Origin of the sequence: Streptomyces sp. NPDC085866 (genome assembly GCF_044541035.1) — a bacterium.
Classification (GTDB): Bacteria; Actinomycetota; Actinomycetes; order Streptomycetales; family Streptomycetaceae; genus Streptomyces.
Genome location: NZ_JBITSQ010000004.1, coordinates 201,358 through 228,119, shown reverse-complemented (window position 1 = coordinate 228,119; position 26,762 = coordinate 201,358). Strand labels below are relative to the sequence as shown.

At 72.7% G+C, this 26,762-nt stretch carries 23 protein-coding genes; 17 read left to right on the top strand and 6 right to left on the bottom strand.

Annotated elements, in window-relative coordinates; translation table 11 throughout:
- Window positions 1-17: 17 nt before the first annotated feature.
- Window positions 18-467, top strand: coding sequence for an ATP-binding protein (locus ACIF83_RS11140; protein WP_393473196.1), 450 nt, complete (start codon window positions 18-20; stop codon window positions 465-467).
- Between the two features lie 83 nt (window positions 468-550).
- On the opposite strand, the gene ACIF83_RS11135 is transcribed toward ACIF83_RS11140, so the two are convergent.
- Together ACIF83_RS11135 and ACIF83_RS11130 are read right to left on the bottom strand one after the other, a co-directional pair.
- Window positions 551-1,594, bottom strand: a complete 1,044-nt coding sequence (locus tag ACIF83_RS11135; protein WP_393473193.1) for a DUF2637 domain-containing protein — start codon at window positions 1,592-1,594, stop codon at window positions 551-553.
- A 302-nt stretch (window positions 1,595-1,896) separates the two neighbouring features.
- Window positions 1,897-2,736 carry a (2Fe-2S)-binding protein gene (locus tag ACIF83_RS11130; RefSeq protein WP_399725610.1) on the bottom strand — a complete coding sequence of 280 codons (840 nt, stop codon included), beginning with the start codon at window positions 2,734-2,736 and terminating at the stop codon, window positions 1,897-1,899.
- Between the two features lie 162 nt (window positions 2,737-2,898).
- Here ACIF83_RS11130 and ACIF83_RS11125 point away from each other — a divergent pair, with 162 nt between their 5' ends.
- Window positions 2,899-3,648 (top strand): GntR family transcriptional regulator, encoded by a 750-nt coding sequence (locus ACIF83_RS11125; RefSeq protein WP_393473188.1) that lies wholly within the window; start codon window positions 2,899-2,901, stop codon window positions 3,646-3,648.
- A 197-nt stretch (window positions 3,649-3,845) separates the two neighbouring features.
- Here the strand turns inward: ACIF83_RS11125 and ACIF83_RS11120 are convergent, their stop codons facing one another.
- Complete coding sequence (locus ACIF83_RS11120) at window positions 3,846-4,613, bottom strand: hypothetical protein (RefSeq protein WP_399725607.1); 768 nt, start codon at window positions 4,611-4,613, stop codon at window positions 3,846-3,848.
- A 166-nt stretch (window positions 4,614-4,779) separates the two neighbouring features.
- Window positions 4,780-6,453 carry a PucR family transcriptional regulator gene (locus ACIF83_RS11115; RefSeq protein WP_393473184.1) on the bottom strand — a complete coding sequence of 558 codons (1,674 nt, stop codon included), beginning with the start codon at window positions 6,451-6,453 and terminating at the stop codon, window positions 4,780-4,782.
- Between the two features lie 343 nt (window positions 6,454-6,796).
- On the opposite strand from ACIF83_RS11115, the gene ACIF83_RS11110 reads away from it, so the two are divergent.
- From ACIF83_RS11110 to ACIF83_RS11085, 6 genes are all read left to right on the top strand, one after another.
- The gene (locus ACIF83_RS11110; RefSeq protein ID WP_393473181.1) at window positions 6,797-7,690 is read left to right on the top strand and encodes an FAD binding domain-containing protein; all 894 of its coding nucleotides are present in this window, start codon (window positions 6,797-6,799) and stop codon (window positions 7,688-7,690) included.
- Window positions 7,690-8,286 (top strand): (2Fe-2S)-binding protein, encoded by a 597-nt coding sequence (locus ACIF83_RS11105; RefSeq protein WP_393473178.1) that lies wholly within the window; start codon window positions 7,690-7,692, stop codon window positions 8,284-8,286. Before ACIF83_RS11110 ends, ACIF83_RS11105 begins: the two co-directional genes overlap by 1 nt.
- 1 nt (window position 8,287) lies before the next feature.
- Window positions 8,288-10,669, top strand: a complete 2,382-nt coding sequence (locus ACIF83_RS11100; protein ID WP_393473175.1) for a xanthine dehydrogenase family protein molybdopterin-binding subunit — start codon at window positions 8,288-8,290, stop codon at window positions 10,667-10,669.
- Window positions 10,670-10,829: 160 nt separating this feature from the next.
- Window positions 10,830-12,287, top strand: coding sequence for an NCS2 family permease (locus ACIF83_RS11095; RefSeq protein ID WP_393473172.1), 1,458 nt, complete (start codon window positions 10,830-10,832; stop codon window positions 12,285-12,287).
- 49 nt (window positions 12,288-12,336) lie between these two features.
- Window positions 12,337-13,488 (top strand): XdhC family protein, encoded by a 1,152-nt coding sequence (locus tag ACIF83_RS11090; RefSeq protein ID WP_399725602.1) that lies wholly within the window; start codon window positions 12,337-12,339, stop codon window positions 13,486-13,488.
- A 225-nt stretch (window positions 13,489-13,713) separates the two neighbouring features.
- Entirely contained in the window at window positions 13,714-14,271 is a 558-nt protein-coding gene (locus ACIF83_RS11085; protein WP_399725599.1) for a GNAT family N-acetyltransferase, read from the top strand.
- Between the two features lie 13 nt (window positions 14,272-14,284).
- Here the strand turns inward: ACIF83_RS11085 and ACIF83_RS11080 are convergent, their stop codons facing one another.
- Window positions 14,285-14,725 (bottom strand): SRPBCC family protein, encoded by a 441-nt coding sequence (locus ACIF83_RS11080; protein ID WP_393473164.1) that lies wholly within the window; start codon window positions 14,723-14,725, stop codon window positions 14,285-14,287.
- A gap of 140 nt (window positions 14,726-14,865) precedes the next feature.
- On the opposite strand from ACIF83_RS11080, the gene ACIF83_RS11075 reads away from it, so the two are divergent.
- Together ACIF83_RS11075 and ACIF83_RS11070 are read left to right on the top strand one after the other, a co-directional pair.
- On the top strand, window positions 14,866-15,681 hold the full coding sequence (locus ACIF83_RS11075; protein ID WP_399725596.1) for a hypothetical protein: 816 nt from the start codon (window positions 14,866-14,868) through the stop codon (window positions 15,679-15,681).
- A gap of 109 nt (window positions 15,682-15,790) precedes the next feature.
- Window positions 15,791-16,681 (top strand): alpha/beta fold hydrolase, encoded by an 891-nt coding sequence (locus ACIF83_RS11070; protein ID WP_393473159.1) that lies wholly within the window; start codon window positions 15,791-15,793, stop codon window positions 16,679-16,681.
- Between the two features lie 12 nt (window positions 16,682-16,693).
- Here the strand turns inward: ACIF83_RS11070 and ACIF83_RS11065 are convergent, their stop codons facing one another.
- On the bottom strand, window positions 16,694-17,461 hold the full coding sequence (locus tag ACIF83_RS11065) for a polysaccharide deacetylase family protein (protein WP_393474079.1): 768 nt from the start codon (window positions 17,459-17,461) through the stop codon (window positions 16,694-16,696).
- A 181-nt stretch (window positions 17,462-17,642) separates the two neighbouring features.
- Here ACIF83_RS11065 and ACIF83_RS11060 point away from each other — a divergent pair, with 181 nt between their 5' ends.
- The 7 genes from ACIF83_RS11060 to ACIF83_RS11030 all read left to right on the top strand — a co-directional run bounded on the left by ACIF83_RS11060 (window position 17,643) and on the right by ACIF83_RS11030 (window position 26,748).
- Window positions 17,643-18,293 (top strand): phosphoribosyltransferase, encoded by a 651-nt coding sequence (locus ACIF83_RS11060; protein ID WP_393473156.1) that lies wholly within the window; start codon window positions 17,643-17,645, stop codon window positions 18,291-18,293.
- 15 nt (window positions 18,294-18,308) lie between these two features.
- Window positions 18,309-18,767, top strand: a complete 459-nt coding sequence (locus ACIF83_RS11055) for a TIGR03668 family PPOX class F420-dependent oxidoreductase (protein ID WP_398138353.1) — start codon at window positions 18,309-18,311, stop codon at window positions 18,765-18,767.
- 163 nt (window positions 18,768-18,930) lie between these two features.
- A complete protein-coding gene (locus tag ACIF83_RS11050; protein WP_399725592.1) occupies window positions 18,931-20,571 on the top strand; it encodes a trypsin-like serine peptidase in 1,641 nt (546 codons plus the stop codon).
- The gene (locus tag ACIF83_RS11045) at window positions 20,568-22,841 is read left to right on the top strand and encodes a tetratricopeptide repeat protein (RefSeq protein ID WP_399725589.1); all 2,274 of its coding nucleotides are present in this window, start codon (window positions 20,568-20,570) and stop codon (window positions 22,839-22,841) included. The genes ACIF83_RS11050 and ACIF83_RS11045 overlap by 4 nt, the downstream gene beginning before the upstream one ends.
- 39 nt (window positions 22,842-22,880) lie before the next feature.
- Window positions 22,881-24,413, top strand: a complete 1,533-nt coding sequence (locus tag ACIF83_RS11040) for a VWA domain-containing protein (RefSeq protein WP_399725586.1) — start codon at window positions 22,881-22,883, stop codon at window positions 24,411-24,413.
- Window positions 24,410-25,444 carry a hypothetical protein gene (locus tag ACIF83_RS11035; protein WP_398138349.1) on the top strand — a complete coding sequence of 345 codons (1,035 nt, stop codon included), beginning with the start codon at window positions 24,410-24,412 and terminating at the stop codon, window positions 25,442-25,444. Before ACIF83_RS11040 ends, ACIF83_RS11035 begins: the two co-directional genes overlap by 4 nt.
- Window positions 25,441-26,748: an extracellular solute-binding protein gene (locus ACIF83_RS11030; RefSeq protein WP_399725583.1), complete on the top strand. Its 1,308-nt coding sequence runs from the start codon at window positions 25,441-25,443 to the stop codon at window positions 26,746-26,748. The genes ACIF83_RS11035 and ACIF83_RS11030 overlap by 4 nt, the downstream gene beginning before the upstream one ends.
- Window positions 26,749-26,762: the final 14 nt, after the last annotated feature.

Sequence of the window (26,762 nt, the reverse complement as noted above, 5' to 3'; positions counted from 1 at the left end):
CACGAGGGGGCGGTCCCGTGGCCATCGGGGCCTCCTCGGCGAAGGCGGGGGAAGAGACCGACACCATCACGGAACGGGCGCACCGTACCCAGCTCAGGCGCAGGCTGGGGCGGGCGGACCTCAGGGCGGTGCCCGAGGCCCGACGGGAACTGCGCGAACTGCTGCGGCACTGGGGCCGGCCGGGCCGCTCGGAGATAGCGGAACTGCTGACGAGTGAACTCGTCACCAACGCGCTCGTGCACACCGACGACGACGCCGTGCTGACCGCTGTCGTCTCACCGCGCGGACTGCGCGTGGAGGTACGGGACTTCGTGGCCCGCAGGCCGCACCCGCGCACGCCGAACACCGGCGACGACACCCACGGCCGGGGTCTGGTCCTGGTGCAGTCCCTCGCGGACGCCTGGGGCGTACGGCCGCACGGGGTGGGCAAGTCGGTGTGGTTCGAACTCGGCGCCGAGGCCGCGTGAGAGGGCCCGGAGACGGGAACGGGACGGGGGCGTGACCACGCGGGTCACGCCCCCGTCCCGTGCTGGGCCGAAGTCCTGGCGTCCTAGCCGAACTGCTGCTCGAGGTCCTTCAGCTTGCGCTCGAGCGAGTCCAGGCGCGGCAGGGCCATGGTGTCGTCCTCCGCCGTGAGGTCCACCGTGAGCGGCTCAGTGGCCTTGCGAACCGGCTGAAGGGACGGCCGAGAGCGTACGGGCAGCTGCTCCGGCGTCGATATGGCAGGCTCCGCGGTCGCCTGCGCGGGCTCGCGCTCCAGCGCCTGGATCTCGACCTGCCGACCGGCGGTGCGGCCGACGAAGCCGCGGTGGCCCCGGCTGATCGCCTTGAGCTGGGCGCGCTCCACCCGCTGCTGGTCGCGCCGGCGCTGCCGCGCCTGCTCCTTCTGCCGGGTGTCCTCGCGGACCTCCTCGACGGCCTCGTCCAGGCTGCGCACGCCCTCCAGGAGCATCAGCGACCATGCCTTGTAGGTCTCGCGGGGGGCTCGCAGCCAGCGCACGATGCGGATCTGCGGCAGCGGACGCGGCACCAGGCCCTGCTCGCGCAGCGCGGCCCGGCGGGTCTGCTTCAGCGCGCGGTCGAACAGGACGGCCGCGGACAGCGACATGCCGGAGAAGAACTGCGGCGCGCCGTCGTGACCCACGCCCCGGGGTGCGTGCACCCAGTTGAACCAGGCCGCGGCCGCGGCGAACATCCACACGAGTATCCGGGAGCCGAGCGCCGCGTCACCGTGGCTGGCCTCGCGCACCGCGAGGACGGAGCAGAACATCGCCGCGCCGTCCAGGCCGAACGGCACCAGGTACTGCCAGCCGCCGGTCAGGCCGAGGTTCTGCTCGCCGAAGCCGACCAGGCCGTGGAAGGAAAGTGCGGCCGCGACCGCCGCACAGCAGAAAAGAAGCACGTAGGAGGCTGTGCCGTAGATGGCCTCCTTGCGCCTGCGGCGCTCCTCGCTGCGCTCCCAGGAGTCGTCCGCGCTCGCGTTCTCCCCGGAGGAGCGCTTTCCGCGCGCGAGCACCGCCACCGCCGCCAGCATGCCCAGGAGCAGTACGGCGCCCGGAAGCAGCCAGTTCAGCGATATGTCGGTCAGTCTCATCAGGGGTCCCTTGCATTGGGATAGGGCGTAACGCCCGCCATAGTGGCCCACTCCCGACGGCCCTCAGGGGGTTTCGGGGCAAGAGGCCGCCAAGGAAGTGCAAGGGGATGCCCAGGGCGGCGTTCTGCTCGAACTGCCGCTTGAGGGGCGGGAGCTGAGTTCGAATAAGAGTACCGGTACGGATGGTTCCTCGGAAAGTTCCCGAGACAAGTGAGGAAGTTGTGAATTACCTGTCCGGGGATGGGGGGCCGAATGCGGTGATCCTAGTGGACCCGCGGGGCTGCTCCGGACCTGAGGATCCCTCAGGCGGTCGCGGTGGCGGTGAGTTTGGCGATGCGGTCGCTGTCGCAGGTGCGCGGGCAGGTGGTGCAGGTGTCCTCGGGGCGCACGGTGTAGAACATGCAGCAGCTGGCCCGGTCGCGGGTGGGCAGGGGCTCGCCGTCCGGCCCGGTCAGCATCCGGAAGGCGGCCGAGCCGACGTACGGCCGCGTCGCCCCCGGCAGCAGCAGCTCCAGCTCGCGTACGGCCCGTGCCTCCTCGTCGTCGCCGGGTAGATGGGCGACGTACCACAGTCCCTCCACGACCTCGTCGGTCGCCATGCCCCACAGTGCCCGGCCGCGCCTGCGCATCCGCGGCCCGAAGACGCCGAGCACGGGTTCCAGGTGCTCGGCGACGGCCGCGCGCACCTCGGCCCGCAGCGCCTCCTCGTCGGCCGCGACGACGGCGCCGGGCAGCGCGGCCGCGGGGTCGTCCGGCAGGCAGGCGAAGGAGGCAGGGCGTACGGCCATCCGGCCGGCGGTGCGGTCGTACGAGATCTGCGTCACGGGCAGCCGGGGCACCCGGCGGTGCAGGAACCACGGGACGGTGATCAGCAGGCAGGCCGGCCAGGCGTAGCGGTGCAGGCCGAAGCTCGCGACGACGTCCGGGCGGGCCCGCCGTCCGTAGTCCCGCAGCACCTGCGCCTCGTCCCGGGCGAGGAAGGCGTCGAGGTCGGCGCCGCCCGCCGCGAGCCCGGCTCCGGTGACCCATCCCTCGTTCCCCGGTATCGGCTCCGCCGGGTCCAGGACCGTCACGGTCAGCCCGGGGTAGGCCTCGGTGAGGCGGGCGTACGCGGCGGTGAGCGGCGAGGCCGCAGCGGGCATGGCGGACTCCGTCCTTCGATGGGGACCTGGCTGGAGAGGTAAGGCTAACCTTACTCGCCCTGGGGGGAGTTTGAACTGTCGCCTTGTGCGCCTAAGGTGCTTGACGGACAAGTAACAAACCGCCGTTAATGACCCGAGTACCGACCGCCGGAGGAGGACCCCGTGAAGCAGGGCGTGCAGGGCTCCCCCCGGGTGCCTGCGCAGCAGCGCACGGTCGACGTGGAGGTGCCCCGGGAACGGGGCACCGCCCCGACGGGCGTACGGGGCGAGCACACGCACTGCGAGCGGCCGATCCCGCAGCCGCGGGCCGTCGTGCAGCGCTCCTCGGTGCGCGGGCAGATCCTGGACGCGCTGCGTACGGCGCTGGTGGCGGGCGAGCTGAAACCCGGCGAGGTCTACTCCGCACCGGTCCTCGGCGAACGCTTCGGGGTGTCGGCGACACCCGTGCGGGAGGCCATGCAGCAGCTCGCGCTGGAGGGTGCCGTCGAGGTCGTGCCCAACCGTGGCTTCCGGGTCGTCGAGCGGGGAGCGCGGGAGCTGGCCGAGCTGGCCGAGGTGCGGGCGCTGATCGAGGTGCCGGTGATGCTGCGGCTGGCCCGCGCCGTTCCGGCCGAGCGGTGGGCCGAACTCCGCCCCCTCGCGGAGGAGACGGTACGCGCGGCGTCCTCCGGCTGCGTGGCGACGTACGCGGAGTCCGACCGGGCCTTCCACCGGGCCGTCCTGTCCCTCGCGGGCAACGAGCAGCTGGTCCAGATCGCGGAGGACCTGCACCGGCGGTCACAGGTACGGCACGGCAGGACGGACCTGGTGGCGGACGCCTCGCAACACGCCGCGCTGCTGGACGCGTTGACCGCGCAGGACCTCGATGCCGTGCGAGCGCTGGTGGGGGAGCATTTCGCGGGCGCGAGCTGAGCGGTGTCTCGCCGTTGGGGTATGGGTCGGTTGCCGGGTGAGGGTCCGTTGTGGCTTGCCGCGCACACGCGGCGGAGCCGCATCTCGATACAGTCCCGCGCCCCTTTAGGCAGGTCAGCGCAATGTACCCAAGGGGCGCGGGGAACTGCGCGATCAGCCCCCACCGGCCCGCACTCGGCAGACGGCCCCCCCGGCCGCTAAGCCGTGGCAGCACCGGGCGCAGGCGGAGTCAGCTGGCGGGCCAGCCACGTGGGCACACCCCCGAGCAACCGGAACAGCCGCAGGGCCTCCTCCCGCAGCCGTGAGGCCTCCGGCTCGGACTCCGCGTCCGCCAACGACGCCAGTGCGGGCGCCGTACCCACCAGATAGCCCAACTCCTCGCGGATGCGCAGTGATTCGGCGAATCCGTGCCGCGCCTCCGCCAACTCGCCGTCCCGCAGGGCGAGTCCGGCCAGATGGCGCCAGGTGAAGGACAGGAGCAGCGGGTCGGCCTGCGCCGTCGCACCCGCGTGGGCCCGGCGGTACGCGGCGCGGGCCGCCTGCGGGGAGCGGGCGAGGTTCTCGGCCAGCAGGCCCCGGCGGAAGTCCAGCAGGGCCCGGCCCGCGGCCCCCGGAGGGATCAGCGCGGCCGCCCGGCCCAGCGCGGCCCGGGCTTCGTCCGCGCGGTCCCGTACGCCGTGCAGCGTGGCCGCGTAGGCGAGCTGGCCGCGTTCGCAGGCGGCCGCCCCCCGCTCCTCGTCGGTGTGCGCCTGCGCCTCGGCCGTACGGAGGGCGTCCTCCGCCTCCTCCCAGCCCCGCTCGGTGTACAGGCACCGCTCGACCAGCAGCGCGGCCCGCTGGAGGGTCGTGGCCGGTGTGTCCGCCGGGAGCAGCGCCGCCGCATCGGCCCAGCAGGCCCGCGAGCGCAACCGCCATACCGCGGTCTGGAGAGGATCGTCACCGGCGGTCGTTCCGTTACCAGACATGGCGGAATGCGCCACGTTGCCCTCCCCGAGCACGCCATCGAGCTGTTGAGTGGTGGCGGCATTCCAGCACCAATGGAGGGGCCGGGCCAAGGGGGTGGGTGAAAGATTTCACAAAGTGGCGGGGCATTGGCGTGAGTTGGTTTGACCGTCCCGCGCCCGCCTGACCTCAGCTCATGCGCAGCGCCAGGAAGAAGTCCAGCTTGTCTTCAAGGCGCGACAGGTCCCGTCCCGTCAACTGCTCGATGCGGCCCACCCGGTAGCGCAGCGTGTTGACGTGCAGGTGGAGCCGGGTGGCGCAGCGGGTCCAGGAGCCGTCGCACTCCAGGAACGCCTCCAGGGTCGGGATCAGTTCGGCGCGGTGGCGGCGGTCGTAGTCCGTCAGGGGGTCCAGCAGGCGTGCCGTGAAGGCGCGGCGGACGTCGTCCGGGACGAACGGGAGGAGGAGGACGTGGGAGGCCAGTTCCTGGTGGCCGGCCGCGCAGACCCGGCCGGGGCGGGCCGCGGCCACCCGGCGGGCGTGCCGGGCCTCCTCCAGGGCGCCGCGCAGCCCCTCCGCCGAGTGCACGGCCGCGCTGACACCGAGCGTGATCCGCCCGTCGTCGTTCAGGCCCGCCGACAGCGGCTCGCGCACCGACTGCAGCAGCGCGTCGGCGAGCAGACCGGTCTCCGAGCCGTCGTGCTCGGTGGCGACCGCCGGGAGGGGGACCAGCGCGATCGCCTCGTCGCCGGTGTGTGCGACGGCGATGCGGTCCGAGGGCTCCGGGCCCGTGGCCATGGGGTCGACCAGGACCTCTTCCAAGAGCGACTGCGCGACCGGCCCGCCCTCGACCGCGTCGCCGTCCCACTCCACGCGGGCCACCACGACCTGCCAGTGCGGGGCCGCCCCGAGTCCGGGCAGCAGCACGGGTGCCGCGACCCGCAGGCGCGCGGCGATCTCGGCGGGCGCGGCGCCCGTCTGCACCAGCTCCAGCACCTCCTGGGCGAGCCGGCGCCGTACCGTGCGCGCCGCGTCCCGGCGGTCCCGTTCGACGGCGATCAGCTGGGTGACGCCCTGGAGCAGGTCGAGGCGCTCTTCCGGCCAGTCCCCGGCGTCCGCCTCGACGGCCAGCAGCCAGTCCGACAGGACCGTCTCGCGCACGTCGCGTGCGGCCTGCGGGGAACGCCCGGAGGAGCGGATCGGGAACAGGGAGTAGCGGGTCCCGCCCAGCAGCAGCCGGTGCGGTCCGCGGCGGCCGGTGCGGGCGGCGGCCAGGTGCTCGGCGGCCAGCTTGGCGCAGGTCTCCGCCGGCAGCTCCGGGCCCGAGACCTTCGAGCCCGCGATCAGCCGGCCGGTGGGGGAGAGCACCCAGGCGCGCAGGTCCAGGTCGGAGCCGAGCAGGTCGAGGACCACGTCCGGGCCGCCGCCGGCCGGGCCCGAGGTCATCATCCGGCGGTGCCGGTCGACCACGGCTGCCAGGTCTCCGGCCCGCTCGCCGGAGACCTGCCGTACGACGTGCTCGGTGATGGTCGCGAACGCCACCGACTCGTGCACCGCGAACAGCGGCAGCCGGTGCCGGGCGCAGGCCAGCACCAGATCGTCCGGCACATCGCCCAGCTCCGCCTCGCCGGCCGCGAGGGCCGCCACCCCGGCCTGCACCAGGATGCGCACGAAGGGTTCGGAGTCGTCGGCGTCCCGACGCCAGGCCAGGCCCGTCAGCACCAGCTCGCCGCCGGAGAGGTAGCGGCTCGGGTCGCGCAGGTCGGTGGTCATGACTCCGCGTACCGAGCGGTCCAGCTCGTCCTCGCCGCCGAGCAGCCGCAGGCCCAGCGCATCGGTGTCCAGAAGTGCGCGCAGCCGCATTTCGTCGCCGCCGTTCTTTGTCTCGAAACCTACGATGAATCTTGGATGGGTGACGGGGGAGGGACCCGACGCGGGGCGCACAGGCCGTTCTCCGGGGTCGTCGGGCTGTGTCCTGCGTTTCCCGAGGAAAACGGAGAGGTTACCGATGACCTCCGTTCATACGAATCTACAAGATGCCCGTCGTGGCCAGCCAACTCCTTCATGGTTTCGGTGACTGACCGGGTCGGAGTACGGGGCGGTGTACTGAGTCCACTCCGCGTTAACAGGACATGAACGAGCCGGGCCCGCCGCACACGGATTGGCTCAATACGTACGACCCACGAGACGAAGAAGAGAGCCGGTCATGGACTTCCTTCGCCCCGCCAGCTGGGAGGAGGCGCTCGCCGCGAAGGCCGAGCACCCCACCGCTGTGCCGATTGCGGGTGGCACCGATGTGATGGTCGAGATCAACTTCGACCACCGCCGGCCCGAGTACCTGCTCGACCTGAACCGCATCGGCGACCTCACCGAGTGGGAGGTCGGCGAGGGCGCCGTACGGCTGGGTGCCTCCGTCCCGTACACCAGGATCATGGAGAATCTCCGTGCCGAGCTGCCCGGCCTGGCGCTCGCCTCGCACACGGTCGCCTCCCCGCAGATCCGCAACCGCGGCGGCGTCGGCGGCAACCTCGGCACGGCCTCGCCCGCCGGTGACGCGCACCCCGCCCTCCTCGCGGCCGGCGCCGACGTCGAGGTGGAGTCGGCGGCCCGCGGCACCCGCCTGATCCCGATCGACGAGTTCTACACCGGCGTCAAGCGCAACGCGCTCCAGCCCGACGAGCTGATCCGCGCCGTCCACATCAAGAAGGCGGACGGCCCGCAGCAGTACTCCAAGGTCGGCACCCGCAACGCCATGGTCATCGCGGTGTGCGCCTTCGGCCTCGCCCTGCACCCCGAGACCCGCACGGTCCGGACCGGCATCGGCTCCGCCGCCCCGACCCCCGTGCGGGCCAAGGCCGCCGAGGACTTCCTGAACGCGGCTCTGGAAGAGGGCGGCTTCTGGGACAACGGAAAGATCATCACCCCGTCGGTCGCCAAGCAGTTCGCGGACCTCTGCTCGGCCGCCTGCAACCCGATCGACGACGTCCGGGGCACCGCGAGCTACCGCCGCCACGCGGTCGGCGTCATGGCCCGCCGGACGCTCACCTGGACCTGGGAGTCGTACCGCGGCGCCCGCCGCGCCACCGAGGGAGCTGCGTAATGCGCGTCAACTTCACCGTCAACGGACGTCCGCAGGAAGCCGACGACGTCTGGGAGGGCGAGAGCCTGCTCTACGTCCTGCGCGAGCGCCTCGGCCTGCCCGGCTCCAAGAACGCCTGCGAGCAGGGCGAGTGCGGCTCCTGCACCGTCCGCCTGGACGGCGTCCCGGTCTGTTCCTGCCTGGTCGCGGCCGGCCAGGTCGAGGGCCGCGAGGTCGTGACCGTCGAGGGCCTGGCGGACTACGCCAAGCAGCGCGCCGAGGGCGGCTGCGCGAGCGGCGCCTGCGGCACGAGCCTGCAGGACGCCCAGCAGTGGCAGGCCAAGGGCACCGACTCGCAGACCGGCGAGGGCGCGATCTCCCCGGACGCAGCGCTCTCGCCGATCCAGCAGGCGTTCATCGACGCCGGCGCCGTCCAGTGCGGCTTCTGCACCCCGGGTCTGCTGGTCGCCGCCGACGAGATGCTGGAGAACAACCCGAACCCGTCCGACGCGGACATCCGCGAGGCGCTGTCGGGCAACCTGTGCCGCTGCACGGGCTACGAGAAGATCATGGACGCGGTCCGTCTGGCGGCCGCCCGCCAGTCCGAGGGGGTCTGACATGCCGACCAACGGTGCTCCTACGAAGATCACGCAGGGCTCCCAGACCAAGGGCGGCATCGGCGAGTCCACGCTCCGCCCGGACGGCACCCTCAAGGTCACCGGCGAGTTCGCGTACTCGTCCGACATGTGGCACGAGGACATGCTGTGGGGCCAGATCCTGCGCTCCACCGTCGCCCACGCCGAGATCGTGTCGATCGACACCGGTGAGGCCCTCGCCACGCCGGGCGTCTACGCGGTCCTGACCTACGACGACCTGCCCACCGCGGTGAAGAACTACGGCCTGGAGATCCAGGACACCCCGGTCCTCGCCCACGGCAAGGTACGCCACCACGGTGAGCCGGTCGCGATCGTCGCCGCCGACCACCCGGAGACGGCCCGCCGCGCCGCCGCCAAGATCAAGGTCGAGTACCGGGAACTCCCGGTCATCACCGACGAGGCCTCCGCGACCGCTCCGGACGCGATCCTCATCCACGAGAACCGCGACGACCACCACATCGGCCACGTCCCGCACCCGAACATCGTGCATCGCCAGCCGATCATCCGCGGCAACGTGGAGGAGGCCCGCGGGCGGGCCGACGTGATCGTCGAGGGCGAGTACACCTTCGGCATGCAGGACCAGGCCTTCCTCGGCCCCGAGTCCGGCCTCGCCGTGCCCGAGGAGGACGGCGGCGTCCACCTCTACATCGCCACCCAGTGGCTCCACTCCGACCTGCGCCAGATCGCGCCCGTCCTCGGCCTGCCCGAGGACAAGGTGCGCATGACGCTGGCCGGCGTCGGCGGCGCGTTCGGCGGCCGCGAGGACCTGTCGATGCAGATCCACGCCTGCCTGCTGGCGCTGCGCACCGGCAAGCCCGTCAAGATCGTCTACAACCGGTTCGAGTCCTTCTTCGGGCACGTCCACCGGCACCCGGCGAAGCTCTACTACGAGCACGGCGCCACCAAGGACGGCAAGCTCACGCACCTGAAGTGCCGGATCGTCCTGGACGGCGGCGCCTACGCGTCCGCCTCGCCGGCGGTCGTCGGCAACGCGTCCTCGCTCGCGGTCGGCCCGTACGTCGTCGACGACGTCGACATCGAGGCCATCGCCCTCTACACCAACAACCCGCCCTGCGGCGCCATGCGCGGCTTCGGCGCGGTCCAGGCGTGCTTCGCCTACGAGGCGCAGATGGACAAGCTGGCGAAGAAGCTCGGCATGGACCCGGTGGAGTTCCGGCAGCTGAACGCGATGGAGCAGGGGACGATCATGCCGACCGGGCAGCCGGTCGACTCCCCGGCCCCGGTCGCCGAACTGCTGCGCCGCGTCAAGGCGATGCCCATGCCGCCCGAGCGCCAGTGGGAGTCCAGCGAGGGCGCCGACGTGCGGCAGCTGCCCGGCGGTCTGTCCAACACCACGCACGGCGAAGGCGTCGTACGCGGGGTCGGTTACGCGGTCGGCATCAAGAACGTCGGCTTCTCCGAGGGCTTCGACGACTACTCCACCGCCAAGGTGCGCATGGAGGTCATCGGCGGCGAGCCGGTCGCGACCGTGCACACCGCGATGGCGGAGGTCGGCCAGGGCGGAGTCACCGTCCACGCGCAGATCGCCCGCACCGAGCTGGGCGTCGCCCAGGTGACCATCCACCCGGCCGACACCCAGGTGGGCAGCGCCGGTTCGACCTCGGCCTCCCGGCAGACGTACGTCACCGGCGGCGCCGTGAAGCACACCTGCGAACTCGTCCGCGAGAAGGTCCTGGAGATCGGCCGCCGCAAGTTCGGCACCTACCACCCGGCCTGGGCCACCGCCGAACTCCTGCTGGAGGGCGGCAAGGTCGTCACCGACGGCGGCGAGGTCCTCGGTGACCTGGTCGACGTCCTGGAGGGCGAGACCGTCGAGATCGAGGCGGAGTGGCGGCACCGGCCGACCGAGGCCTTCGATCTGCGCACCGGCCAGGGCAACGGGCACGTCCAGTACTCCTTCGCCGCGCACCGCGCGGTCGTCGAGGTCGACACCGAACTCGGCCTGGTCAAGGTCATCGAACTGGCCTGCGCCCAGGACGTCGGCAAGGCCCTCAACCCGCTCTCCGTGGTCGGCCAGATCCAGGGTGGCACCACCCAGGGCCTGGGCGTGGCGGTGATGGAGGAGATCATCGTCGACCCGAAGACGGCGAAGGTCAGGAACCCCTCCTTCACGGACTACCTGATCCCGACCATCCTCGACACGCCGACCATCCCGGTCGACGTCCTCGAACTCGCCGACGACCACGCCCCGTACGGGCTGCGCGGCATCGGTGAAGCCCCGACCCTGTCGTCCACCCCGGCCGTCCTCGCGGCGATCCGGAACGCGACCGGGCTGGAGCTCAACCGCACTCCGGTGCGGCCCGAGCACCTGACGGGGACATGACCCTACGGGGTTTCAGTAGGTGATGTAACTGGGGGGACTACGTCCCCCCAGGCCCCCATGTTCGTCTCGGGCCGTCCCCCGGGTCGTCCATTCCCCCAAATCCCGTGAGTTGCCGAAGGCGCACGCACGGGTGCCCCTGTGAACCTTGGGAGATGGCACCATGACCCAGCAGTCAGTGGAGCCCAGGACCGCAGCCGACGACGCGGGCGATGGCAGCCGCGTCCCGGCCGGGCGTTCCTGGCTCGATCGGTACTTCCACATAACCAAGAGAGGGTCCACGGTCTCGACAGAGGTCCGCGGCGGCATCACCACCTTCATGGCGATGGCCTACATCCTCCTGCTCAACCCCCTCATCCTGTCCGGCAAGGACGCGGCGGGTGACACGCTCGGCCAGAAGGCGCTGATCACCGCGACCGCGTTCGCGGCGGCCCTCACCACGCTGCTGATGGGATTCGTCGGCAAGGTGCCGCTCGCCCTCGCCGCCGGCCTCTCCGTCTCCGGCGTCCTGTCCTCGCAGGTCGCCCCCAACATGACCTGGCCGCAGGCCATGGGCATGTGCGTGATGTACGGCGTCGTCATCATGCTGCTGGTCGTCACCGGCCTGCGCGAGATGATCATGAATGCGATCCCGCTCGCGCTCAAGCACGGCATCACGATGGGCATCGGCCTCTTCATCGCCCTCATCGGCTTCTACAAGGCCGGTTTCGTGCACCAGGGTGCGCACACCCCCGTCACCCTCGGCCCCGCGGGCGAACTCGCCGGCTGGCCCGTGCTGCTCTTCGCCGGCACCCTGCTGCTGATCTTCATGCTGCAGGCCCGGAACATCCCCGGCGCCATCCTCATCGGCATCATCTCCGGCACCATCGTCGCCGCGGTCCTCAACGCCGCCGGCGTCATCGCCCCCAAGCAGTGGGCGAACGGCGCCCCCGAACTGCACGGCAGTGCCGTCTCGATGCCCGACTTCTCGCTCTTCGGGCACGTCGAGTTCGGCGGCTGGGGCAAGGTCGGTGCGATGACCGTCGGCATGATCGTCTTCACGCTCGTGCTCGCCGGGTTCTTCGACGCGATGGCCACCATCATCGGCGTCGGCACCGAGGCCAAGCTGGCCGACGACAAGGGCCGTATGCCGGGCCTGTCCAAGGCGCTGTTCATCGACGGCGCCGGCGGTGCGATCGGCGGTGTGGCGGGCGGCTCCGGCCAGACGGTCTTCATCGAGTCGGCGACCGGCGTCGGCGAGGGCGCCCGCACGGGTCTGGCCTCCGTCGTCACGGGCCTGTTCTTCGCGGCCTGTCTCTTCTTCACCCCGGTCACCGCGATCGTCCCGCAGGAGGTCGCCTCCGCCGCCCTGGTCGTCATCGGCGCCATGATGCTGATGAACGCCCGGCACGTGGACTGGGCCGACCGAGCCACCGCGATCCCGGTCTTCCTGACCGTCGTCCTGATGCCGTTCACGTACACCATCACCACCGGTGTCGCCGCGGGCGTCATCTCCTACGTGGCCATCAAGACCGCCCAGGGCAAGGCCCGCGAGATCGGCGCCTTCATGTGGGGTCTGACGGCAGTCTTCCTGATCTACTTCGCACTGCATCCCATCGAGGGCTGGCTCGGCGTGCACTAGCCGGCCCGTCAACGCCCTTCCCACGCAACCCCGTTAAGGAGACCGAGAGATGCTGGACATCGCCGAGGAGCTGAACCGGTGGGTCGAGCAGGGCCGTGAGTTCGCCGTCGCCACCGTGGTGGCCGTCGGCGGCAGCGCCCCGCGCCAGCCCGGCGCCGCCCTCGCGGTGGACGCCGACGGCACGGCGATCGGCTCGGTCTCCGGCGGGTGCGTGGAGGGCGCCGTGTACGACCTGTGCCGGCAGGCGCTCGAGGACGGGGAGACCGTGCTGGAGCGCTTCGGGTACAGCGACGAGGACGCCTTCGCCGTCGGCCTGACCTGTGGCGGCATCATCGACATCCTCGTCACACCGGTCCGGGTGGACGGTCCCGCCCGGCCGGTGCTCGCGGCCGCGCTGGCCGCCGCCGCCCTCGGTGAGGCGGCGGCGGTCGCGCGCGTCGTCCAGGGACCGGCCGAACTGCTGGGCCGGGCCCTCCTCGCGCACCCCGACGGCACCTACGACGGCGGCTTCGGCGTCCACCCCGAACTGGACCGCACGGTCGCCGCCGAGGCCGGTGCCTTCCTGGACGCGGGCCGCACCGGCACGCTGGAGATCGGCGAACAGGGCTCCCGCTGCGGCGCCCCGCTCACGCTCCTGGTCGAGTCGTCGGTCCCCGCGCCCCGGATGATCGTCTTCGGCGCCATCGACTTCGCCTCCGCCCTGGTCCGCGTCGGCAAGTTCCTGAACTACCACGTCACGGTGTGCGACGCCCGCCCGGTGTTCGCCACCTGCGCCCGCTTCCCGGAGGCCGACGAGATCGTCGTCGAGTGGCCCCACAAGTACCTGGAGCGCACCGAGGTCGACGGCCGTACCGTCCTGTGCGTCCTCACCCACGACGCCAAGTTCGACGTACCACTGCTCGAACTGGCCCTGCGCCTGCCGGTCGCCTACGTCGGCGCGATGGGCTCCCGCCGCACCCACCTCGACCGCAACGAGCGCCTGCGCGAGGTCGGCGTCACCGAACTCGAACTGGCCCGCCTGCGCTCCCCGATCGGCCTCGACCTCGGCGCCCGTACGCCCGAGGAGACGGCACTCTCCATCGCCGCGGAGATCGTCGCGGGCCGGCGCGGAGGCAGCGGGATCTCGCTGACCGGAGCGCACACCCCGATCCACCACGACACGGCGTCGCTGCCGGCGGGGCGGATCGGGTCGGTGGCCTGAGCGGCGCGGTGCCGTCCGACGGACGGGCTGGGTCGGGCACCGCGTCGCGCGGGATCTGCCAGGCCAATCCCCTTCGTGCGCCGCTGAGTTCCGCCGTCGCGGAGCGCGCCCGGTCGTCGTCCGAGGGCGGTTTCGACGATCTTTTGCGCGAAGGCGCTCACGCGGCTCCCCTCGGCGGATCCGGCCGCCCTTCCGGGCAGCCGCACCCGGCTCCACGATCTTGACATGAGTGACAGGAGCACGGCAGCCGAGGAACTGCAGACCGCCCGGCTGTCGTTACGACGCCCGGCCGAAGCCGACATCGACGCGATCTTCGCCGTTCACAGTGATCCTGACACGTGCGCCCACAACCCCTCCGACGCGCTCGCCCGGTTCGAGGAGGCGGAAGTGCTCTACCGGCGCTGGGACGACCAGTGGGAGCGGCACGGGTACGGGTACTGGGTCGTCCGGTGCCACGGCTCCCACCGGCAGCTCGGGTTCTGCGGGGTCAAGCCCATGGAACTGCACGGGGAGCGGGTCCTGAACCTCTTCTACCGCTTCGCCGCCTCGGCTTGGGGCCAGGGCTTCGCCGGTGAGGCAGCCGCCGCGGTCACCGCCTGGGCGCACCGGCACCTGCCGGACCTCCCGCTGATCGCACGCACACGGCCGGCCAACGTCGCCTCCCAGCGCGTGGCCCTGCGCGCCGGACTCGGCCGGGCGCAGCATCTCGACACGGAGGGATACGACGGCTTCGACTGGATCTACGTCGCACAGCCGGAGCACTGGGCCTTGACGGGCCATTGAGAGCGGAGCCCTCTCACGCCCGTCTGAGGAGCCTGTTCACCGCCCGTCCGAACACCGCGCGTGACGTCCGCTCCACCACGCCGTCGAAGAAGCGGGGAAGGAACCGGACCCGTAGCTCCTCCCGCCACACCACCCGGGCGCGGCCCCCGGGCCCCGGCCGGACCTCGATCTCCGCCCAGCCCAGGACGACCCGCCCGCGCTTCTCCAGCCGGCACAGCCCGGGCCCGTCGTCCACCGGCGGATGCCAGGCCGTCACCTCCATGGGATCGTCGAAGGCGAGGGCGCCGAGGCCCGAGCGGGCCACGAAGCGGGTGCCCTCGCGGGTCGGCCCGGACGTCACCACGGTGATCCGGGTCAGCGGAACCACGTCGGCGTGGCGGGGCCACTGCGTGAGCCGGCGCCACGCCTCGTCGAGGGGGAGCGGTACCGTGCGTTCGAAAGAGAAGATGGGCACGGCACGATCGTAGGGAATCGCCGCCCGCCACCTGCGAGTTCGGTCCAGGGTCACCTCGCCGGCGCAGCGGCGGTGCGGCCGCCGGCGAACGTGTGAGCCCACGAGTGGCCGATGGGGCGCACGGTGTCCACCCTGGAAGAGTGAGCACCGTGGGTGGCACCGCGGCGGCCTCCGGCTGGAGAGGGTTCCTGGAGAGCCCCGTCGTCGGCATGGCTCCGTGGATCATCTTCTCCCTGCTGGTCGGACCGGGCCGGTTCGAGATCTCGGTCGCGCTCGCGCTGGCCTGCTCGGTCGCTCTGGTCCTGCTCGGCAGGCTGGCCCACCCGGGCAGCTCCTGGAAGCTCCTCGAACTGTGCGACGTGGTCTTCTTCGCCGGCATGGCCGTCGTCGGCGTCCTGGCGAGCGAAGGCACGCTGCGCTGGCTGGAGACGTACGCCGGGGAGGTGTCCAACATCGCGCTGGTGCTGATCGCCTTCGGCTCGATGGCCGTCCGGATGCCGTTCACCCTGCAGTACGCCCGCGAACAGGTCGACCCGGCCCTCTGGGACACGCCCGCGTTCCTGCGCACCAACTACGCCATCACCGGGGTGTGGGGGCTCGCCTTCCTGGTGGCGGCGCTCGCGGGCGGCTACGGCGACCTCGTCCTGCACAACCCGGACAATCTCTGGACCGGCTGGATCATCCAGATCCTGGCCATCGTCGTGGCTCTCCGCTTCACCGAGTGGTATCCCGAGGTGGCCCGGGCCCACGCCCGGCGCGACAGCGGCCGCCCCGGTCCGGACCCGCCCCCGGTGGCCGATCTGCTGCTGCCGCTGGCCGGCCTGCTGGTCCCGATCGGGATCGCCGTCCTGATCTTCGACAACATGTGGTGGCTGGGCGTGGCCCTCGTCGTGGCCGGCACGCTGCTCACCAAGGCACTGCGCCGACCCGGAACCCGTTCGGCTCCGAGCGCTTGACGTGGCAGGTAATCGACCCGGGGACCGGCTCCGGGAAGGATCGGGACCGACAGCACGACGGGACGCCCCGTCCCGTCCGAACCCGTCCGGACCATCCCGAGGAGGCCCCATGCCGTACTACGAGAGCCCCGTCGACGGCACCCGGCTGCACTACGTCGACCACGGCCCCGCCCGCGGACCCGTCGTCGTGTTCGTCAGCAGCGCGTACCTGGGGCACGAGCTGTGGGAGTACCAGATGCTGCCGCTCGCCGAGGCCGGCTACCGGTGCGTCGGTCTCGACCGGCGCGGCCACGGACGCTCCGACGACGCCTGGCTCGGCTACGACCTCGACACCCTCGCCGACGACGTGCACGGTCTGCTCGTCCACCTCGGACTGCGGGAGGTGACGCTGGTCGGGCACTCCGTCGGCACCGCCGAGGTGGTGCGCTGCCTGACCCGGCACGGCGCCGACCGGGTGGCACGGGCCGTGCTCGTCTCCGGCGTCACACCGGGAGTCGTCCGTTCGCCCGGGCTTCCCCAGGGCGTGGACCCGGCGGTGGTGCGCGCCGACGACGAGATCTTCCGGCGTGACCGCGCGGGGTACTTCACCGCCTCGGCGGACGACTTCTTCGCCGTGAGCCGGCCCGGCAACGAGCTGTCCGCCGCCTATGTCCGCTACCTCGTCGACCGCTGCCTGGCCGCCACGCCCCGAGCCGCGAACGGGGTGCGGGCCGTGGTGGCCGCGCTCGACCTCACCGACGAGCTGCCCGGCGTGCGGGTCCCCGTCCTCGTCGTGCACGGCACCCACGACACCTCGGCACCCCTCGCGCTCACCGGGGAACGCACCGCGCGGCTGCTGCCGCACGCCACGCTGAAGGTGTACGAGAACGGCGGCCACGGTCTGTTCGCCACCCACGCGCGGCAGCTCACCGCGGACCTGCGGGAGTTCGTCGACGCGGCGGCCGCCGCGCGCCGCGCGGACGCGGAGGGCGAGAGCCTCGCGGCTGCCCGCGCCGCCTGAACCGGCTCGGCCTCAGGGCCGGTACACCTTCCCCGGTTCGGCCTTGCCGGGGGCGAGGAGCTGGGGGACCGTCACGAAGACGTAGCCGCGCTGCTTCAGGGCGTCGATGATGCCGGGCACGGCGGGCACGGTGCCCTGGTAGATGTCGTGCAGCAGGATGATCCCGTCCCGGGACGCCTGCGCGAGGACCCGCTTGGTGATCAGCGCGGAGTCGTTGGTCGTGTAGTCCTTCGCGGTGACGCTCCACAGCACCTCGGCGAGGCCCAGCTGCTTGGCGATCTTGTGCACGTTCGCGTCCGTACGGCCCTGCGGCGGGCGCATCAGCGTGGGCTTGTGCCCGGTGAGCCGCTCTATCGCGTCGTCGGGCCGCTTCAGCTCCTCGCGTATCTGCGCGTCGGAGATCCGGGTGAGGATCTTGTGGTCCCAGGTGTGGCTCGCCACCTCGTGGCCCTCGGCGGCCATCCGCTTGACCAGCTCCGGGTACTTCTCGATGTGCCGCTTGCCGAGCAGGAAGAAGGTCGCCGGGACCTTCTTCTGCTTGAGGATGTCCAGCAGTCGCGCCGAGTTCTCGCTGGGTCCGGCGTCGAAGGTGAGCGCGATGCACTTGGCCTCGCGGCAGTCGACGGACCCGAAGTGGGCCGGCGCCCCGTGCGCCGCCTCGGCCCGCACCGTGCTCGGCGCGGTCGTGTCGACCTCCGCGCAGCCGGACAGGGTCAGCGCCAGGCAGGCGGCGGCCGAGGTGAGCGCGGACAGACGCAACCTTCGGCCCCCTGCGCGCATCTTCTTGGTCGCGTGCTGCGGGGGCGGGTTCGTCTCGGTCGAAGTCGAAAAAGGCATGCCCGGACTATACACTCTGTGTATAGTCCACGCGTTCGAATTCTTTGGAAGTTCCGACGGCGGGTCCGGCCGCCGTAGCACCATGGAGGTGCGGGGGAGAGGACCCCGGCGAGAGGACGGGCCCATGTACTACCGGGACCGCGCCGAGGCCGGACGGAAACTCGCCGGCCTGCTGAGGGACCTGCGCGACAGGGGCGACCTTCCCGACCCCGTCGTGCTGGCCCTGCCCCGCGGCGGGATCGCGGTCGCCGCGCCCGTCGCCCGCGCCCTCGACGCCCCGCTCGACGTGCTCGTCGTACGCAAGATCGGCGCCCCGCACCACGCGGAGTTCGCCGTCGGCGCCCTCGCCGCCGACGATCCTCCCCTCTTCGACTCGGACACCCTCGACCGCCTGGGCCTCACCGAGGAGCGCCTCGCCCCGACCGTCGAGCGGGAACGGGCCGAGCTGGCCCGGCGGGAGCACCGCTACCGCGGTGACCGCCCGCCCCCGGAACTCAAGGGCCGTACCGTGATCGTCGTCGACGACGGCCTGGCCACCGGCGCCACCGCCCGCGCCGCCCTGCGCCACGTATGGCGCCGGGGCCCCGCCCGGGTCGTGCTGGCCGTCCCGGTCGGCGCCCCGGACTCCCTCGCCCTGCTCGCGGACGAGGCCGACATGATCGTGTGCCCGCTCCGGCCGGCCGGGTTCAGCGCCGTCGGTCAGTGGTACGTCGACTTCGGGCAGCTGACCGACGCGGACGTGCTCGACGTGCTCGACGCACTGCACGCGCGCTGAACGCCGGGAGCGAGGATGCCCGCACTGGACGAGGCGGAGGCGCGGCGCCGGTTCACCGCCGCCCGGGTCGCCCGGCTGGCCACGGTCGACGCGGCGGGCCGCCCGCACCAGGTGCCGGTGGTCTTCGCCCGGCACACCCTCGACGGCACCGACCGGCTCGTGACCGCCGTCGACCACAAACCCAAGTCCACCGCCCGCCTCAAGCGGCTGCGCAACATCGCCGCACACCCGGCCGTGTGCCTGTTGGCGGACGCCTACGACGAGAACTGGGACCACCTGTGGTGGGTCCGCGCCGACGGCGAGGCCCGCGTCCTGCCGCCCGACGCGGCCGACCCGGCCGTCCGCGACGCCCACGAGACCGCCGTACGGCTGCTGCGCGAGAAGTATCCGCAGTACCGGGACGACCCGCCGGACGGGCCGGTGATCGCCGTCGGCGTGCGGAGTTGGACCGGGTGGGAGGCCCGCGCGCGGTGACGCCGGACCGGGGGAGGCATCCGGTGCAGACGCTCGCATCCCGCCCGTCCGCGACAACCCCGTGCACACCAGTGGTACCGGAAGGGCACGCGGAGTAACCTCTCGTGACATGACGCGCACGGGGGAGCGAGCCGTCAAGTCGCGGTTAAGGACGCCACCTTGGGTGGCTCGCATCGAAGAGCAGGACGGACAGGTGCTCGGCGCGGGGGTGCTCCTCGCCCCCGACCGCGTGCTCACCGCGGCCCATGTCGTCCGGCCGGGCCGGTCCTACGTCGTCCACTTCGTCGGCGTGCCCGGCGTACCGGGCGTGGCCGCCACGGTCCGGGCGGACGAGCATGTGCCGCAGCGGGAGGACGCCTTCGGCGACCGCATCGGCGACCTGGCCCTGCTGCGGCTGGCGGAGCCGCTGCCCGCCGAACACACCACCCGGCTCTATCGGCTGGCCTCGCCGCACGGACCGGTGAGCATGTACGGCTTCCCGGCCGGCGACGACGGCGGCCGCTGGCACGGCGCCACCCTGGTCGCCGCCCGCGGCCGGGACCACCAGGTGCAACTGCGCCCGCAGACCCGGGGCGAGCTGGCCGCCCAGGGCTTCAGCGGCGGGGGAGTGGTCGACCACGAGACCGACGAGGTCATCGGGATCGTCCTCAGCGTCGACGAGGGACCGGGCTCCGTCTTCAGCTACATGAGCCCCACCGAGACCATCCTGAGCCATCTGCCGCAGGCCGCCGCCTGGAGCGAGGGCGCCGAAGCCGTCGACCCGGGGCTGCGCCCCGGCGCGACGGGCACCGCCGGCAGGCTCGACGTGCCGTTCGCCACCGAACTCGCCTCCTGGTTCCGGGGCGAGGGCTGGCCGGTGCTCGTCACCGTCGTCCCCGCCCGCGGCGGCCGCGCTTGGACCCTCACCCGCGCCGTCACCCTGGCCGACCGGGAGCTGCGCACCCAGCAGAACACCAGCGCCTTCAGTCACGACCCGCCCGAGACCGTTCCGCCGGCCGGCGGCCACGATCTCGCCCTGGATGTGAAAGGCATGACGGCCGGTCAGGTCATGGACCGGATCGCCGAGCGGCTGGGCATCCGCGGCGACCCGAGGCCCGAACGGCTCGGCGCCCTGCGCGTGCCACTCGCCGCCGTCCTGGTCGGCGTCGACCAGGCCGCCGAACCCGACGCCCTGCTCGGCCTGCTGGACCGGCTCGCTCAACAGGGGGCCCGGCTGCTCCTGGTCTTCCGCCGCCGGGGCGGCCGCACGGCCCAGGCCGCCGAATCCTTTGTCCAGCGACCCCTGCGCCACCGCTGGACCCGGCTGCACCGCGAACTCGACCACATCGTGGAAGAGTTGGGGCCGGCACTCGACGAGCGTCGGGACCGCGTGGCAGCCGACCCCGGCACCCGGCAGCTGCTGGACCAGGCCGAGGCCGGCGTACGGCGCACCCGGATGCTGCTCGCCTGGGTCGCCCACACCCCCGAGCGGGAGCGGGAACCCCGCCACGCCGACCTGCTGTTCACCTTCGAGGACGCCGCCGAGCGCCGCCGCCAGCGCCTGGAACAGGCGATCTCGGTCCTCGACGACCGGCTGCGCCGCCGCGAGGAACTCCTCGGCCGGGTCACCGCCGAGTGGCCGCTGTGCCGGGAACGGGCCGCGGTCCAGGGCGACGACCGGGTCATGGAGGCCTACCGGCTCTACGAACTCGCCCTGTCGCTGCTGCGGCAGAGCCCCTGCGACGTGGACGCGGCGGAAACCGCCGCCCGGCGCTTCGTCGGCTTCTGCTCCGGCACGGCACCCGGAAGGGAGGGCACCCCATGACCTCGTGCATCCGGCCCGGCTGCGCGGGCCACATCATGGGCACCGGCTACTGCGACACCTGCGGACACCGGCACCTGGAGCCACGGACCGAACCGCGGTCCGAGTCGCGGCCCGAGTCGCGGTCCGAGCCACCGCCCCCCGGGCCCGAGGAACCGCCCGGCCCGCAGCCCACCCACGCCGTCGCCGGAGTCGGCGAACTCGACCAGCACGCACTGGTCCTGCTGCCCGACGTCCCCGCCCCGGAGGGCGGGCTCGTCGAGGACCCCCGGCCGCCCACCGGCGGCCGCCGCTGCGGCGCGAACGGCTGCACGATGATCGTCGGCATCGGCTACGGCGGCCAGCCCGCCCCGGTCGAGGGCCGATGTCCCCGCTGCGGTACCCCCTACTCCTTCCTTCCCCAATTGGACAAGGGCGACCTGGTCGCCGGCCACTACCGGATCCTCGGCTGCCTGGCCCGCGGCGGCCTCGGCTGGATCCACCTCGCCGAGGACACCAGCGCCGACGGCCACCGCGTCGTCCTCAAAGGGCTGATCGACGTCCACGACGCGCTCGCCCGCCGCAACGCCGTCGAGGAGCGCCGCTCGCTCACCGGGCTGCACCACCCCGACATCGTCCGCATCATCACCTATGTCGAACACCGGGCCCCCGGCCGCTCGTCCACCGGCTACCTGGTCATGGACTACATCGGCGGCCGCTCCCTGCAGCAGCTCTTCGACGCCGACGACGCCGAGCGCGTCTTCCAGGGCCGCCCCCGCCTCGACCACGTCCTCACCTACGGCTGCAAGATCCTCGGCGCCTTGCAGTACATGCACGAACGCGGGCTGCTCTACTGCGACATGAAGCCCGCCAACGTCATCCACTTCGGGCGGGCGATCAAGGTCATCGACCTCGGCGCGGTCCGCGCGATCGGCGACCGCGGCTCCGCCTACGTCTACACCGCGAGCTTCGCCCCGCCCAAGGAGGAGGTCGACAGCCGCGGCTGGCACGTCGACAGCGACCTCTACACCGTCGGCATGACCCTGCAGGCCCTGGCTCGGGGCACCGAAGCGGCCCGCGGTCTCGCCCCCGACTCCTTCCGCCGGCTCATCGACCGCGCCACCCACGCCGAACCCCGCGCCCGGTTCCGCTCGGCCGCCGAGATGTCCCGCCAGCTCTGGGAGGTCCTGCGCGAGTTCCGCTCGCTGCAGTTCGGCGAGCAACTGCCCGAGAGCAGCACCCGGTTCCGCGCCACCGAGGCCAGCCTCGACGCCGGGCTCGGCGCGATCCCCTCCCTGGACCACTGGACCGGCCGGCCCGGTGAACACCCCGCCGATCTCGACGTCTCCCCGCCCGCGGCCGCCGAGGTCGCCGGCGCCCTGCCGGAACCGGTCCCCGACCCCGACGACGGCGCCGCCCTGCTGCTCGACACCTTCCCGCCCGACGCCCCCGACCGGGTCGCCCGGCAGTGGCCCCGCGAATCCCGCCTCGGTACCCCCGAGACCGCGCTGTGGCTGTGCCGCGCCTATCTGAGACAGGGTGCGCAGGGCGAGGCCCAGAACTGGCTGGCCGAGGCCGAGACCCTGCTCGGCGAGCGCGCCGCGGCCTACGACTGGCGCATCGCCTGGCACCGCGGCGTGCTCCACCTGAGCAAGGCCGAGGTGCGGCAGGCCGGCAGCTGCTTCGAGGCCGTCTACCGGGCGCTGCCCGGCGAGTACGTGCCCAAACTGGCCCTCGGGTACTGCGCCGAACACGGCGGCGAGCAGCGTACGGTCCGGGCCATGCGGTTCTACGAGGCCGTGTGGGCCCGGGACTTCGCCCACACCGCCGCCGCGTTCGGCCTGGCCCGCGGCCACCTGGCCACGGGGGACCGGGACGCGGCCGTACGCGTACTCGACGACGTGCCCGCCACCTCCCGTCACTACGACGCCGCCCGCATCGCGGCCGTCCGTGTCCGCACGGGTGTCCTGCACGGCCGTGCCCCCTCGGTGGCCGACCTGCGGGACGCGGACCGCCGGCTGCCCGAGCTGCACCTGGACGGCGGCGCCGCCGGCGGCGAGTCGCGGGCCCGGCTGGTCGCCGAGGTCCGGGAGAACGTCCTGCACTGCCGCCCCAAGCCCGGCTGGGGGCCGGAGTTCCCGGCCGGCGACCTGCTCGGAGCCGGTGCCGAGGACGCCCTGCGCACACTGCTGGAGCAGTCCTTCCGGCAACTGGCCGCACAGGCGCGCACCGCGGTCGAACACGGCCGGCTGCTCGACCTGGCCCATGCCGTGCGGCCGATGAGCAGATTCTGAGAACGCGGACGACATCGGGGAAGCGAGGGGGACGCAACCATGAGCGTGGCCGGGAGAGGCGAGGGCGCCGAGGACATCACGGTGACCCTCGCGGTCGGCCAGGAAAAGGAACTGCCCGTCGTGCCGACGGCGGCCGGGCGGTCCCGCGACCGGGAGATGCACGCCATCCTGGAGATCGGGGTCAGCAACAACGGCGCCCCGGGCGTCGTCGCCGGGGGCGCCCGCGGGGCCGGGCCCGCCCTCGCCGAGGTGCTGATCGTCGACACATCCCGCTCCATGCTCCACCCGGACGCCAAACTGCGCGCCGCCAAGGACGCCACGGTCGCCGCCCTGCGGCTGCTGCCCGAGGGCACCGCGTTCGCCGTGCTCTCCGGCCGGTTCGACGCCACCGTGGTGCACCCCGGCCCGGACCGTGAGGGCATGGCCGTCGCCGGGACCGCCGAGCGCGAGGCCGCCGAACGAGCCGTACGGATCCTGGACGCGAACGGCGGCACCGCCATCGGCCACTGGCTCGACCTGGCCCGGAGGCTGCTGAGCAAGCAGTCCGCGCCCGTCAAACACGTCCTGCTGCTCACCGACGGGCGCAACGAGCACGACCACCGCGCCGGCATGCGTCTGGACACCGCCCTGGAGGCCTGCGACGGCCGGTTCGTGTGCGACGCGTGGGGCATCGGCGACGACTGGGACGCCGACCTCCTGCTGGGCATCACCCGGCGGCTGCACGGCCGTGCCGGGGCGGTCCGCCGCGAGTCGGAACTGCCCGCCGCGTACGAGGAGTTGGTGAACGGACTGCTCGGCACCGCCGTCCCCGAGCTGCGCATCAAGATCACCCCGACGCCCGGCACCGTGATCCGCCAGGTCAAGCAGGTCGTGCCGAACGAACAGGAACTCCTGGCCACCGGAGTGGAGTTGGGCGCGCGAGGCGCCGAGTACGTCACCCGTGCCTGGGGCGAGGAGACCCGGCACTTCCAGGTCGTGCTGACCGCCGACCCGACCGGCCGCGAGACCGACGAGGACCTCCAGCTCGCCGCCGTGGACGTGGTCGTACCCGACTTCGGGCCCGCCGTACGGCTGCCCGCGCCGCAGCCCGTCCTGGTGCGCTGGACCGACAACCCGCTCGACGCGTCCCGGCAGCATCCCGGGGTCCGCCGCCACGAGCTGTACCAGCAGGCGAGCGCCGCCGTGGCCCGGGCGTACCGGGCCTGGCTGCGCCGCGCCGAGGGCAGGGCGGAGGCGGACCGGGAACTCGCCCGGGCGCTGGCGCTGGCCGGAGAGCTGGGCGACGCCCACCTGCTGGGCGCCCTGCGCCGGATCGAGGCCGAGCCGGGCACGGGCCGGGTCCGCGACGGGCTCAAGGACGTCGACTGGCAGCACCTGATCCTCTCCAGCGCCATGACCACCCCACCGGAACAGCCCGCAGCGGGCCCGCCCGCCGCGAGTCCGCCGGCCGCCGGTCCGCAGCCACCGTCCGGTGCCGACGAGCTGATCGAGTGCCCGGACTGCACGTGGCTCGGTCCGGCGGACTCGGTGTACTGCGGCAGGTGCGGACGTCTGCTGGGGGGAGCCCTGTGAGCGTCGACGTCCGCACCGGATCGGGTCGGCGGGTGCACGCCACCACGGGCCCCCGCGACCGGGCCCCGCTGCCCCGTTTCCTCGGCCGCCTCCTCGGCGCCGGGCGACGACCGCCGGACCCGGGCAGCACGACCGCGTACGAACTCGGCGTGCGCCGCCGTCTGCTGCTGGCCCTGACGGCCCTGCTGACCCTGTCCCTGTTCCTGTCCTACGAGGGTGTGCACGCGGACGCCAACCCGCTGCGCACGTCCAGCGCCCCCGCCGTCGTCGCCATCGACACCGCGCTGTACGCGCTCGGCGAGGCGCAGGCGGACGCGACCGGGGGGACCCCGTCGACCAGCGAGTTCCAGAAGCAGATCTCGGTGGCCGCGCAGAGCCTCGCCCTGGCCGCCGCCGACGACGTGGGCGGCCCGGGCGGCCGGCAGGCCCTGCAGACGGTCGCCGGGCTGATCACCGGGTACACGGGCATGGTCGAGAAGGCTCAACTCCAGTACCAGGGAAGTGTGTTGCGAGACGCCTACCTCAGCTATGCGACCAGCATGCTGAAGACCGCGAAGACCGGCATCGAGGACCGGCTCAGACGGCTGCAGGACGAGCAGCGCGCCGTGGTCGGGCGGCAGACCTCCTTCGGGTGGGCGCTGTGGCTCGGCTGGAGCGTGACCGCGCTGCTCGCCCTCGCCCTGGGCGCGGCCCTGGTGGAGACACAGCTCTTCCTGCGCCGCCGCTTCCGGCGCAGGTTCAACCGTCAACTCATCGCCGCATGCGCCCTGCTGGCAGGAGGGTTCACGACCCTCGTGCTGTTCACCGTGTGGACGCGCCAGGGCATGACGGACACCCGCGGTCTGCTCGACCGGCTGGTGTCCGGGCAGGCCGTCACGGACGCGGGGCAGCACACCGCCGGGTACCTGGCGCACACCGGTTTCCGCGCGGCGGCCTCGGCGTGGATCGTGTTGGGAGGCATCGCGCTCATGGCGCTGACCGAGACGGGTCTGCGACAGCACATCAACGACTACCGGTTCAGGCCCCGGTGAGCGCCCCCGGCAGCGGCCCCGCGGCCGCGACCCGGCGCCGCCCGGTGCGTACGATCACCGCGCTGGGGATCTGCCTGGCCGTGCTGGCGGTGGCCGTCGGGCTGGGCGTACGGGCCCTCGGAAAGGAACCGACCGTCACCCTGCTGGCCAACTGGACGGGCAAGGACGAGCAGTATTTCCGGAAGGCGGTCATCGACCCCTTCGAGCGTGAGCATCACGTCCACGTCGACTACCAGGGCAGCTCCGCGGAGAGCCAGGTGCTCAGCGCCGACGTCGAGGCCGGCACCCCGCCGGACGTCGTGGTGCTCACCGGTCCCGGCGAACTCGCCGCCTACGCGGACCAGGGGCAGTTGCAGCCGCTCGAGAAGCTCGTCCCGCAGGGCGACTTCAGCAAGTCCTGGGTAACGCCCAGGAAAGGGCATGTGTACTGGTTCCCGCTCAAGGCCGACCTGAAGAGCATGGTCTGGTACCGGCCGGGGGTCGGTGCGCAACAGCGCCGGAACGCGGCGAAGCGGCCGGACCAATGGTGCCTCGGCATGGGCTCGGGCGCCACCAGCGGCTGGCCGGGCACCGACTGGATCGAGGACATCCTGCTGCAGCGGTACGGCCCGGGTGTCTACGAGCGGTGGGCGCGCGGCCTGCTGCCCTGGCAGTCCAAGGAGGTGGAGGCGGCCTGGATCACCTGGGGGAAGATGGTGGGCGCCGGTGGCTCCAGGGACCTCGTCCTGCGCGCGCTGCAGACCGAGTACCAGAAGGCGTCCGAGCTGGTTACGATGGATCCGCCCCAGTGCACCCTGGAGCATCAGGCCTCCTTCATCCGCAACCTGGATCCGTGGAGGGAGGCGCGCGGCCGCTACGAGCGCTCGGCCGCTCTCATCCCCGGCGCCACCGAGGACAACGCGTGGGAGGTCTCCGGCGACCTGGTCGCCCTGCTGCACGCCACCCCGCAGGCGAAGGAGCTGATCCGCCACCTCGCCGCCGCCGGGACCCAGCGGGCGTGGAGCGCCAAGGAGGCCGGCCTCTCCGTCAACGCCCACGCACAGCCCACGGCCGGTGACTCCACCCCCTCCTGGCGCCGCTCGCTGGCCCGGACCCTCCTCGACCCCGGAGCGGTCCACTGTTTCGACGCCTCCGACGCCATGCCGCCGCCGGTACGCGACGCCTTCGCCCAGGCGACCATCGACTTCCTGGCCGATCCGCGCCAACTGGACGACCTGCTGAAGAACCTGGACAGCCTCGGCAGCGCGGAGAGCCTGAGCTGGCTGACATCCGTATGCGACCGCACCCCGAGGAGGGGACCTTGAACGACTCCCGGAGC